The sequence below is a fragment of the Flammeovirga sp. EKP202 genome (assembly GCF_014534745.1).
Lineage (GTDB): Bacteria > Bacteroidota > Bacteroidia > Cytophagales > Flammeovirgaceae > Flammeovirga.
Genome location: NZ_JACVVP010000023.1, coordinates 59,533 through 71,611, shown reverse-complemented (window position 1 = coordinate 71,611; position 12,079 = coordinate 59,533). Strand labels below are relative to the sequence as shown.

9 protein-coding genes are annotated in these 12,079 nt (G+C 34.4%); 1 reads left to right on the top strand and 8 read right to left on the bottom strand.

Annotation, left to right across the window (positions count from 1 at the left end; all coding sequences use genetic code 11):
* Window positions 1-17 precede the first annotated feature (17 nt).
* The 8 genes from pheT to IC221_RS15365 all read right to left on the bottom strand — a co-directional run bounded on the left by pheT (window position 18) and on the right by IC221_RS15365 (window position 9,125).
* Window positions 18-2,447, bottom strand: coding sequence for a phenylalanine--tRNA ligase subunit beta (pheT, locus tag IC221_RS15400; RefSeq protein ID WP_188169820.1), 2,430 nt, complete (start codon window positions 2,445-2,447; stop codon window positions 18-20).
* Between the two features lie 156 nt (window positions 2,448-2,603).
* Window positions 2,604-3,662 carry a GAF domain-containing protein gene (locus tag IC221_RS15395; protein WP_188169819.1) on the bottom strand — a complete coding sequence of 353 codons (1,059 nt, stop codon included), beginning with the start codon at window positions 3,660-3,662 and terminating at the stop codon, window positions 2,604-2,606.
* A 27-nt stretch (window positions 3,663-3,689) separates the two neighbouring features.
* Complete coding sequence (locus tag IC221_RS15390; protein ID WP_188169818.1) at window positions 3,690-4,265, bottom strand: methyltransferase domain-containing protein; 576 nt, start codon at window positions 4,263-4,265, stop codon at window positions 3,690-3,692.
* A gap of 79 nt (window positions 4,266-4,344) precedes the next feature.
* Entirely contained in the window at window positions 4,345-4,935 is a 591-nt protein-coding gene (locus IC221_RS15385) for a glutathione peroxidase (RefSeq protein ID WP_188169817.1), read from the bottom strand.
* An 83-nt stretch (window positions 4,936-5,018) separates the two neighbouring features.
* The gene (locus IC221_RS15380; protein WP_188169816.1) at window positions 5,019-5,441 is read right to left on the bottom strand and encodes a hypothetical protein; all 423 of its coding nucleotides are present in this window, start codon (window positions 5,439-5,441) and stop codon (window positions 5,019-5,021) included.
* A 15-nt stretch (window positions 5,442-5,456) separates the two neighbouring features.
* A complete protein-coding gene (locus IC221_RS15375; RefSeq protein ID WP_188169815.1) occupies window positions 5,457-6,431 on the bottom strand; it encodes a M28 family peptidase in 975 nt (324 codons plus the stop codon).
* A 31-nt stretch (window positions 6,432-6,462) separates the two neighbouring features.
* On the bottom strand, window positions 6,463-7,101 hold the full coding sequence (locus tag IC221_RS15370) for a hypothetical protein (RefSeq protein ID WP_188169814.1): 639 nt from the start codon (window positions 7,099-7,101) through the stop codon (window positions 6,463-6,465).
* A gap of 197 nt (window positions 7,102-7,298) precedes the next feature.
* Window positions 7,299-9,125: a DUF885 family protein gene (locus IC221_RS15365; protein ID WP_188169813.1), complete on the bottom strand. Its 1,827-nt coding sequence runs from the start codon at window positions 9,123-9,125 to the stop codon at window positions 7,299-7,301.
* Between the two features lie 162 nt (window positions 9,126-9,287).
* Between IC221_RS15365 and IC221_RS15360 the strand changes: the two genes are divergently transcribed.
* Window positions 9,288-12,065 (top strand): D-alanine--D-alanine ligase, encoded by a 2,778-nt coding sequence (locus IC221_RS15360; protein WP_367397774.1) that lies wholly within the window; start codon window positions 9,288-9,290, stop codon window positions 12,063-12,065.
* Window positions 12,066-12,079: the final 14 nt, after the last annotated feature.

Here is a 12,079-nt window from a genome sequence, read left to right as displayed (position 1 = left end):
AGAGTGGCTAGATAAAACTATTTACGGATTACAGCACCAAGCTGATTTTCGAAAGCTTTGATTAATGCATTCATACATTTATCAATAGTCTTATCATTTAAAGTTTTATTTTCATCTTGAAGAATAAAGCTTACTGAGTAAGATTTCAAACCTTGTGCAAGGTGCTTACCTTCATAAACGTCAAATACATTGATATCCTTCAATAATTTTCTTTCTGTTTTCTTTGCAATTTCCTGAATTGAAGCAAATGTAGCTTTGTTGTTCAATACTAAAGATAAGTCTCTTCTTACTTCAGGGAATTTAGGTAATTCTTTGAATTTGTAATCTGCACTGTACATTTTCACTAATGCAGACCAATCAATATCAGCAAAGAATACTTCCGTTTTTACACCTGCCAATTTAGCAGCCTTAGGGTTAACCATACCTACAGTTGCAATTACTTGCTTTCTTGCAGTGTAAGTCAAACCGTAAGCGAAAGTATCGTTCTTCACATACTCCTTAGAAATACCTTGAATATTTAATCTTTCAAAGATTCTTTCTACGATAGAAGAGATTGTATGGAAGTCAGCATTTACTGCTTTTCTGATCCATGACTCATCTGATGAAGTACCTGAAACGAATAACGTTAGGTGCTCTTTTTCAGTGTAACCTTCTTCTCCTTTATGGTATGTTTTACCAAATTCGAAAGCTTTGATATTCTTCTGCTGACGTCTGATATTTCTATCAATTACTTCAAGACCAGAGAATAACATAGACTGACGCATTACATCTAAATCAGCTGATAAGATGTTTAAGATTTTTACGTCTTTTGATTCATCGATATCCGCTAAACCTGTTGAATACTTGCTAGTAGTCAATGAGTTGGTCATGATTTCGAAACAACCGCTTCCTGCAAGCATTTCAGTCACTTTTGTCTGAAGAATTTGCTTGTCTTTCTTAGGAAAACTTGCTAAGAAATCAGTCGATAAAGACTCATCTAATGTAACACTGTTGAAACCATAAATTCTTAAGATCTCTTCAATGATATCCGCCTCTCTTTGTACGTCCACTCTGTAAGGAGGAACTGAAACTTTGATAGTTTCTTCAGTACGCTCTAAAATAGAGATTTCTAAACCTTCAAGAATAGAGATAATTCTATCTTGTGGAATATGTTGACCGATCAAACGATCTACATTTTTGAATTTTACATCAATAATGAAGTTCTCAATAGGAGTAGGGTAGATGTCTACAATCTCAGAAGAGATTTCGCCACCTGCGTACTCTTTGATCAACATTGATGCATATTTCAATGCCGTAATACACATGTTTGGATCACAACCTCTTTCAAAACGGAATGAAGAATCTGTTTTGATACTGTGTTGTTGAGATGTCTTACGAACAAAGTCAGGGTGGAAATAAGCACTTTCTAAGAAGATGCTTGTAGTTCCTTCAGTTACACCTGAATCTAAACCACCAAATACACCTGCGATACACATATCCTCAGAGGCATTGGCAATCATCAAATCGTTACCTTTTAATTCTCTTTCCGCTTCGTCTAGGGTAGTGAACTTAGCGCCTTCAGTAGCAAATTTCACGTTTACTTCGTTGCCCGTTACTTTTGCTAAATCAAAAGCGTGAAGTGGTTGTCCTAATTCATGTAAAACGAAGTTCGTAATATCCACTACGTTGTTGATAGGAGCTAAACCAATAGAATTTAAACGTTGCTTAATCCATTTCGGAGATTCTTTGATTGTAATTCCAGAAATAGTTAAACCAGTATATCTTGGACAAGCTTCTTCCGCTTGAACATTTACTTTTACAGGAGTAGAAGTGTTATCTACTTTAAAGTTTTCGATTAATTCTGCTTTAGTAGCCTGCTTGATTTCACGATCCAATAATACCTTCAAATCACGAGCAGCACCATAATGCGAAGAACCATCTACACGGTTTGGAGTAAGACCAATTTCAAAAACTTGATCATTCTCTAAACCAAAATATTTTGCAGCAGGAGTACCGTTGGCTAAATCAGTGTCTAAAACCATGATACCGTCATGAGAAGTACCCAATCCGATTTCATCTTCAGCACAGATCATACCTAGTGAAACTTCACCACGGATCTTACCTTTTTTAATTTTAAAACTTTCTGTTGGAGAAGGATAAAGTTCAGCACCTACAGTAGCTACTACAACTTTTTGTCCTTTAGCGACATTAGGAGCACCACATACAATTTGTACAGGCTCTTCCTCACCGATATCAACTTTTGTAACTCTTAATTTATCTGCGTTTGAATGTTGCTCACATTCTAAAACCTCGCCAATAACTAAACCTTTCAGTCCACCTTTCACTTCTTCAACTTCACCGATTCCTTCTACCTCTAAACCAGAACTAGTTAAAAGCTCATCAATTTCCTGTGGCGTTTTGTCTTCTATATCAATTAGGCCTTTTAGCCAATTTAAGGAGATTTTCATATATCGCTATTTTTGCCGGAAGCGTTAAAAACGCCACCTTTTTATTTGTTTACTTTCACTAAAAATTATGGAATTGCAAAAATACAATTTTCCACGGCAAAAATAATAGGTTATTGCAAGTTCTTGCAATAACCTATGTTTTGTTTAGAATTTATATTAAAGTTGTCCCCTTAATTTCTCTATTTCTTCATTTTTTAGCTCAATTTCTTTTTCTAGAGCATCAATTTTATCTTCTTTTTCAGTGACAGATGTTGCCAGCTTTTCAATTTTGGCCTTGTAATTTTCCTCTGTAACACTCATTTTCTCAAAAGCTTTCTTTAAAACCTCTTCATTGTTTTTGGTTTTAACATTGGCCGCTTCCATTTCTTTTTGCTTTCGGTGCATTTCTTCTTGAGTGGCTTGCAGTTCTTCAACGTTCTGTCGCATTTCCTCTTCCTGAGCTCTCATTTGCTCTGCCTGTATTTGAGAGTCCTCCAATAGTGTTTTCATTCTATCAGAATTTCTTGTAGCCGCAATAGTTGAAGCGATAGTTTCACCCAATTTTAGTACAAACTCTCTTTGGAACTCAGGCATTTCTTTGAGCGAAGCTAATTCAATTACACCATAAACTTCTTCATTCATAAGCATGGGTGCAATGAAAAGGTTGGTAGGTCTTGCTTGCCCTAAACCACTTGAAATGTTTACGTACTGATCAGGAATTTCTTTGAGGAACATTGGTCTTTTTTCGATGAAAACTTGCCCTACTAATCCTTCTCTAGGTTTTACATTTCGATTAATGTATTTTTTTCTTTCATAAGCATAGGCTGAAATCAACATTAATTCTTTTCGGTCATCAATATTATCATCCACAATGAAAAGTCCACCTTGAGTCACACCAAGATAGGAAACTAGGTTATTGATGATTTGATCACAAAGTTCTTCAAGATTACTTTGAGAAGTTCTAAGAATATCAACAAATTTTGTAAGTCCCTCAGAAACCCATGCTCTTTCTTCCTCAATCACTTTTAACGCTTTTCTTTGCATTCTCAAAGCATTAATAGCTTCCATTAAAGGTTCCTCTTCTTTTTCATTGAAGTTGTAATCTTCCTTTTCTTCAAGGAGGGCATTACAATACTCCAAAGCATTGTCAAGGTTTGCTTTTAATTTGCTGTTTTCTTCCTTTAATCTGGCATATTGATCAAGCCACAGAACTTTAATACCAATTTGTCTATTCATCTTTAGAAAATTTCTATACTTTTTCAGCTACTTCTCAAAACTAAAAAATAATTCATTCCCGCTTCTTGGTGGAATGCTGTTGTAGCACCTTTCAAGTATTTTTATATCAAACTTTGGTTCGAACAGGGATAAATACTCTTCTTTACTTCCTCCAAAAGGTGGGCCATTTTTTGTAAGCTCAAAGTCAAAGAGTAATCCACTCAATTTACCACCTTTTTTCAGTAAACGATACATTTGCTCCACATATTGTTTTCTAAGGCTAGGATTCAAAGCACAAAAAAATGTTTGTTCTAGTATCAGATTAAAATGACCAATGTCTATTTGGAAGAAATCACTGCATAGTAATTGCTCTTCAGGAAAATCAGGACACCTTTTCTTTACATTTTGAAGCGGAGCCTCTGAGATGTCTACAGCATAGCAATTTTTGAAACCCAGTTGCCACAAGTATTCTATTTCATAGCCATTACCTACGCCGGGAATCAAGATCTTCAGCTCTTTGTCCTCTAGTTGATCAATATATTCTTTTAAAGGCGTACTGATGTATCCAATGTCCCAACCTGTATTGTTGGATTCGTATTTTTCGGTCCAGTATTGTTTGTCCATAAAATTAAAAAACCTTTCAACAGGAAGTTTTTAGACTACTCCCAATTGAAAGGTTGAATATTAAAAGGATTAATAAGTCTTATTTAGAAATAGCATCTATTAGGTCAGTGTCTGTAGGTTTAACATTGCTATTGAAAAAGTCTTTCAACTCACCTTTTCCATTGATGAAGTACTTACAGAAATTCCATGATGGAGCTTCGTCGTTCCATCCATTTTCTTCAGGGTCAGATAACCATCTGTACAACGGGCTTTGGTCTCCGCCTTTTTTTACATTTACTTTTTCCATCATAGTAAACGTAACCCCGTAATTTAATTTACAAAAAGATGCAATTTCTTCACTTGATCCAGGTTCTTGTCCTCCAAATTGATTACAAGGGAACCCAAGAATTACTAATTCTTCTCCATACTTTTCGTGCAATGCTTGTAACGCTTCATACTGAGGAGTAAAACCACATTTAGAAGCTGTATTGACAATCAAGATCTTTTTTCCTTTCAATGTTTGAAAGTCAAGGTATTCTCCGTTTAATTTCTTCATTTTAAAGTTATAAAACTGAGACTCCCTTTTTCTGTCTTCGAAATTTACAGAGTCCGGGCTCGATTTATGCACTTTAGTACAAGCCAAAAGTGCTACACAACAAGTAAGAAGAGTTATCGTGAAAAAATTTTTCATAGGTTTGATAGATTTAGTGAGTGTCCAAATATTGTATAGTAATATATGTTGATAATAAATGTAAATTTATGTATAAAATATAATTAATCCAAGGAGTTTGTGAGCCATTCTGTAGCATTAACTTCGTCATCAAAGTATTGCAATTTAAAAAGATCTATTTCACTAGTTGTTTTATCTAGGATTTTCTCAAATGACATTTGTGAAAAAATATCAGAGGAAACGATGAAAGCCATTTTTTCTAATCCAATCTTTACATTAAGAGGTACACTTTGCTCATTTATCCAATCCTGAGTTTCAGGAAGTACATTATAATAGGCTCTAATGGCGTCTACCAAAATGAGCTTTGGAGCTATTTCTTCTGTTACTCTAAGGTAGGCTATTATTTCATTTCTATATAATTCTTCAGAGATGTTAATAGGAGTATTCCAAGTTGATTTTAGAATTTTTGAAGAATCATCCCATTCAATTTTTTGAAAATCACTTTTGTATTTTTCTAAGTAATTCATAGTATTTTTTAAAGATTAAATTTGAGTTATTGCATAAAAAGTACCTTTGATTACTTCATTCATTCTTTTGAAATCCAAACTCTCAGGTGTATCATTTTTAGTATGATAGTTGGGGTTTCTAAAAAAAGATGTATCTGTAATCATAACAGCATTTTGGTTGAAGTGCCAATAGTTTCTGTGATCAGAATTAGCTAAACCTCTGATATTGGAAGGAGCATTAATCGAATAAATAGGTGTTTTTGATGTTTTTTTCATTGCCTGTTTTAACTCCTTTACAGCAAAATGATTGGAAAGGTTTCCTACAATTGCTATAAAGTTTGCTTCTTTAGGATATAGCTTATCCAAAAACTTAATAGGATAACTTTGGCTTCCTGGCTGATCATTAAAATAACCAATCATTTCTAAGCAAACCATAAGTTTCGTTCTCACATTATCATTTACATTTCGTTCTGCATGCACATAACTTCCCATTCCTTTAGTAGTGAAAAAAGGTCTTTCTTCGTTGGCATACGCCACTAATTCTATGCAGAAATCTAATTTTGGTTGATGCTGTTGTAATAAACGAGCAATTTCAATCATACCAGCGATTCCGCTTGCATTGTCATCTGCACCATGTTGATCTCCAAAAGTATCATAATGTGCTCCCACTACAACTCTTTCTTTGTTTGGATCTCCATAGAATGCAATTATATTTTTATATTCTTCTTTAGCTGCTTCGAAGTTCTGAATGATGGGGTTATACCCAAAACTCTTCAACTGATCAAAAATATAATCTACAGCTTCTTTTTGAGCGTCTTTGTTTTTATAGTTTCTATAATCACTCGTTGAGCACAGTGCTCTTACATGTTTTTCTAATTCAGATGCACTTGATTGGATATCATTCGCTGCTGTATTGGAATAAGAAGAAAGGGTAGGCATGTACAAAAAGTAAATACCTATTATTGGGAGCATTACAACAATGAATCCTAAAATATAGAGGAGTGCAAGCATTTGGTTGATAAATTTTTAGAGAAGTAAGTGGTTAATCTTTTTGTTTTTGAAAAGAGGAATCCGATAAAATGCTAAAATCTAATAGTTTACTCATTTTAATAGAATAGTTGATATTAATATCATTTCTTTCATTAACGGTATAGCTAGTGCTTTTATTGGATTTGTCATCCATCTTCTTTACTCTTAAAATAATACCTTTTTCTGATAATGGTGTCTCTAAGGAAGAAGATTCTTGAATTATCATCCAAAAACCTTTTTTTAATCCATAATTATTAAACTTTGAGTCTTGTGTGAGTACAATTTCAAGTTTGTTGTCATGATCTACAAATACATTAGGTTCATTTTCAATAAAATTATATTTCTCTGAAATACTTTTGTTTGAATCAAAAAAGGATAGAGGACCACAGATAGCATATTGACTACTATCTAAATGACAAACAACAATCATTTGATTGAGTTTGATATCAAAAATAATGACATCATTTCCTTCCAATTGAGAAGTCATAGCAAAATACTCTTCTTTTTCTGATGTTAAGATGTAGTACTCTATACTTTCTGTAGGGCCAATTTGTTTTATCTTAAAAGCAAAATCAAAATGATATTGATCAGGATAAATGGACTTGTCAGATTTTTCTTCTAAGAATTGTGCAAATGAAGAAATCAGTTGCATTGATTTTTGTGCACTACTGTTATAGTTATGAAATAAAAAACAAAGTGTAAAAAATGCTATTTTAAGACCAATGGACATAAGGACAATTATTAATGATAATATGTGAATGATCAATTTTACAACATAAAAAAATCCATTACATTAAATGAGTTTAGAGATCTAATGTAATGGATGTCTATTGAATTATAAATTAATAATTATAAAGTTGCTGTGTTTTTTTGGATGTAATCATCGACTAAATTTTCTAAAATGGATAGTGGTAGAGGTCCATTGCATAGTATCACTTCATGAAAAGTTCTGATATCGAATTGATCTTCCATTTCAAGTTTTGCTTTGTCTTTTAATTCCAAAATTTTCATTAATCCAATTTTATATGCTGTTGCTTGTCCGGGCATAACGATGTGTCTATCAACCATTTTTTCGCATTGCCCATAAGCCGCAGGCGTATTTTTGACGTAGTAAGCTATTCCTTCCTCTCTAGTCCATTTTTTAGCGTGAATTCCAGTATCTACTACCAATCGGCAAGATCTCCATAGTTCCATTGCCAAACGTCCAAAATCAGAATAAGGATCACTATAAAACCCAAGTTCCTTCGGTATAAGTTCTGAGTAAAGTCCCCAACCCTCAATGTAGGCTGTATAATGAGCTTCTTTTCTAAATTCAGGGAGGCTTTCTAGTTCTTTTGTTAATGCAATTTGCATATGATGACCCGGTATTCCTTCATGATAAGCCAATGCTTCCATCTCATATTTCGGCATTTGATTCATGTCATAAAGATTAGCATAGTAATAGCCCGGTCGAGAACCATCTGCAGCTGGAGAATTATAAAATGCTTTACCTGCCGTTTTTTCTCTAAAAGGTTCTACTCTTTTGACTTCAATGGGTGCTTTAGGTTTTGTGATGAAAAGGTTGTCGAGCTGCTTTCTCATGGCATCAATGATGCTTTTAGCATCTGCTAAGTAAGCCTTTTTACCTTCATCCGTGTTAGGATAATAGAACTGAGGGGCATTTTTCATGTAAGTAAAAAATTCTGAAAGACTTCCTGTAAAGCCTACATTTTTCTTGATGGTATTCATCTCTCCATGAATTCGAGCTACTTCTCTTAATCCCATCTGATGAATTTGTTCTGCTGTAAAGTTGGTAGAAGTAATTTTTTTAAGACAATAAGCATAATATTCTTCTCCATCTTTTAAGCGCCAAACGCCTGCATCATTATTGGCTCTTATTTCTTGTTCTTGTAGTGTCTGGATCAACTTTTTATAGGTAGGAGCAAAGTTTTGCTGCATGGCAACATTGAACTTTTCGATCAACGCATTTTTTTCATCTTCATTGAGCTCTACATGATCTATTTTAGTGTAGAAGTCTTGAGCAATAGGGTGTGTTTTTTCAGAATTTGAAATGGGCTTTCCCTCTAAAAGATTATTGCAATCACTCAACACTTTGCTGAAAAGGAATTTTGGAAGTATAAAACCTTCTTTTTCACTTTGAAGAGCGTTTTGAATTTGTTGCTCCATCATCCCAGGGATTTTTTCTACCCTACTGATATAATCTTCAGCATCTTTTTTAGTGCTGATTTGATGAAAACCAATCAAAAAAGAAGCAGGGTTACTTTGTGCTCCATACATTTGATTGAAAACGTAATCATACTGATGAAACCGTTCTCCTTCCAAATCAAGTTCAAGCTCATACTTAAATAACTCTAAGCTTAATGCTCTGTCTTCAGTGTAGTTGGGGCTTTGAAATGCATTGGCTTTTCGAAGGGCATTCCTTTTGTTTTTTACACTCTTCAAGAATTGTTTTTCAGAATGATCGTTCCATTGATCATTAAAGCGTTTGTCACCCCTGTAGGTCATTGCTTCAGGGTTTTGCTCTAAATCAGCATTAAAAACACTGTCGAAAAAGATGTCTAGATTGGTGTTTTGCTGTTCTGCTTTACTGACTTGTGCCTCATTTGTTTTATGACAGCTTGAAAAAATTGAGGAGAAAAGTACAGTAGTTAGTAGTAGTTTGAAATAATTACACATAATATGTCCTTGTAAAGTTTAAATAATTATTTACAAAATCATATAATTTTCATCTTAATCCAATTGAAAGTGAAATAATTATCATGAATGAATCCTATTTTTATAAACAAACTCTTACAAGGTGAAGCATAGTGCTATTAGATAATAAATTTTCTTGTATTTTTGAGACGTAATTGCCTAGAGAAAACAGAGGAAGAGCCTTTGACTTTCTTGGGAAACAGAAAAAATGATATCATGATCAAAGTAGGGATATTTTTTGGAGGTATTTCACGAGAGCGCGAAATCTCGTTTGCAGGTGGTAGAACTGTTTATGATAACTTAAACAAACAACTTTTCGAACCTGTTCCAATGTTTGTAGATAGTTTAGGCCATTTTATTCATTTAGATTGGTCATATGTATATAAAGGTACTGTAAGAGATTTTTATCCACCTGTAAGTAGCATTCCAAGTGAGTTACAAGGATTTCAGATGTATGTGGAATCTTTAGGTAAGCTTTCTGAGGAAGAGGCTGCGGATATGGCATCAAAAGTAGGTAAGAAAGTAAATCCAAGTGATTTTGCAGGATTATTTGATTTTGCCTTTTTGGCGCTGCATGGCCCTTATGGTGAAGATGGAAACTTACAAGGTCTTTTGGAATGGTATAATATTCCTTATTCTGGTGCAGGAGTATTATCATCTGCAATTGGAATTGACAAGATTACGCAAAAAAAACTCTTTACTGACTTACAGTTAACAACTCCTTCTTTTGATGTGATCACAGAGGAAGATTTATCTTCTGATAAAATCAATACTACTTTCCAATCTTTAAAAGATAAATTGGGAATGCCGTTGGTAGTGAAAGCACCAAGACAAGGTTCTTCATTGGGTGTAAGTATTGTAAAAGAGGATAATGTAGAAGCTTTCCATAAGGCAGCTAAAAAATCACTTTTCATCGAAGAAGTGGAGCAATCTTTTTGGAAAGGGTTAGACGAAGATGCAAGAGTGCGTTACATTCATGATTTCACGGATGTACGTCTTGGAATTGGCCTGCCAGTTTATGTATTAGGAAATGATGATTTGGTGATTTATGATCCAAAATCATTATTGGAGTACCTCAATGAGCAGTTGATTTCTAATAATAAAGAAATTGTAGCACTTCAATCTTTAGATGCTGAAGAGGCATTGTTGATTGAAGAACATATAAAGGGTAGAGAATTCTCATGTATTGTCATTGAAGACGAAAATGGTAATCCTCTTGCTCTTCCTCCTACTGAAATTGTAAGAGGAAATGAAGGTGTATTTGATTATAGATCAAAATATCTTCCAGGTATGAGTCGTAAAGTAACACCGATTGATCTACCTATTGAAAAGGTAAGAGAGATTCAATTAGACTGTGAAAACTTATATAAGAAATTACAGTTTGATGTTTATGCTCGAATTGACGGGTTCGTTACAGCTGATGGAACAGTTTACTTAAACGATCCAAACACGACTTCTGGAATGATGCCTTCTTCGTTTTTCTTTCATCAGGCAGCTGAGATTGGATTAAACCCATCGCAGTTCTTGACGTTCATTATTCGTACATCGTTGGCTTGCAGAATTCGTTCAGGTAAGAACACAAGGGTGGCAAAGCCGATGTTGAAAAACTTAGATCATCAGATCGAGGCTTTGAGTGTGGCAGATAAGCAGACGAAGAAAGTAGGGGTAATCATGGGTGGTTATTCTTCGGAACGTCATATTTCTGTTGAAAGTGGAAGAAATATCTATGAGAAATTAGCTTCATCAGATAAATATGAAGCTATTCCAATATTTTTAACGGGATCGCATGATCAGCATGAATTGTATGAATTGCCGATTAATATCATGCTAAAGGATAATGCTGATGATATCAAGTTAAAGATCAATCAGGCCTTGAATGGTGAGAAACACGATGTGTTGGTAGAGGCGATTCAGAAAGCCAAACCAATTACTCAAAAATATGCGGCAGATGCTTGTTTTGATCCTAAAACGTTGAACTACGACCTGTTAAAGGAAAGAGTGGATGCAGTATTTATTGCCTTGCACGGTAGACCTGGTGAGGATGGTGCTGTACAGAAACATTTAAACATAAAAGGAATTCCTTACAATGGCTCTGATGTTGATAGTTCAGAAATAACGATTGATAAATACATGACTACTGAGATCCTTCGTAAATCAGGAGTTTTTGTAGCTGAACATATGTTATTGCAAAAAGAGGATTGGTTATCGAACCCTTCTGCTGCTATTGATCAAGTAGAAAAGGATTTCAGATATCCTCTAATTGCAAAACCTGCAGATGATGGTTGTAGTTCTGCAGTAATGATGATCAAGTCAAGAACACAGCTTGAAAACTTCGCCGAAGCAATTTTCAGAGAAAGTGATGAAGTAGAAGAAAGCTTAAGAATAAAGCTTGATTTGGATAAAAATGAGGAGTTCCCAAGTAAGACATGCATTCTTGTTGAAGAATTGATCAGTCCACTGGATTCAGATCATTTCTTGGAGATTACAGGGGGTATGCTTACGAAATGGCATGAAGATGGATCACGTACATATGAAGTATTTGAACCTTCAGAGGCTTTAGCAAGTGGTGAGATCTTATCATTAGAAGAGAAATTCTTAGCAGGAGAAGGTCAAAATATTACACCACCTCGTTTTTCACCTAACGCAGATGAGCAGAAATGGATTTCTGATGCAGTGAGAAAAGATTTGGAACACGTAGCGAAAGAATTAAATGTTCAAGGTTATTGTAGAATAGACGCATTTGTGCGTATCTGGAAAGAAACAAAGAGAGTAGAAACTATCGTCATTGAAGTAAACTCGCTACCAGGGATGACACCTGCTACTTGTATTTTCCACCAAGCTGCAATTAACGGCTACAAGCCTTTTGATTTTATCGATAGTATTTTAGATTACGGAATAAAGAGAACTGAAGCTAAGTGCTAGGTAAAATCTAGTAC

Coding starts and splice junctions, on each gene's coding strand:
- pheT (WP_188169820.1), bottom strand. CDS start 2,447: ATGAAAATCTCCTTAAATTGGCTAAAAGGCCTAATTGATATAGAAGAC.
- IC221_RS15395 (WP_188169819.1), bottom strand. CDS start 3,662: ATGAATAGACAAATTGGTATTAAAGTTCTGTGGCTTGATCAATATGCC.
- IC221_RS15390 (WP_188169818.1), bottom strand. CDS start 4,265: ATGGACAAACAATACTGGACCGAAAAATACGAATCCAACAATACAGGT.
- IC221_RS15385 (WP_188169817.1), bottom strand. CDS start 4,935: ATGAAAAATTTTTTCACGATAACTCTTCTTACTTGTTGTGTAGCACTT.
- IC221_RS15380 (WP_188169816.1), bottom strand. CDS start 5,441: ATGAATTACTTAGAAAAATACAAAAGTGATTTTCAAAAAATTGAATGG.
- IC221_RS15375 (WP_188169815.1), bottom strand. CDS start 6,431: ATGCTTGCACTCCTCTATATTTTAGGATTCATTGTTGTAATGCTCCCA.
- IC221_RS15370 (WP_188169814.1), bottom strand. CDS start 7,101: ATGCAACTGATTTCTTCATTTGCACAATTCTTAGAAGAAAAATCTGAC.
- IC221_RS15365 (WP_188169813.1), bottom strand. CDS start 9,125: ATGTGTAATTATTTCAAACTACTACTAACTACTGTACTTTTCTCCTCA.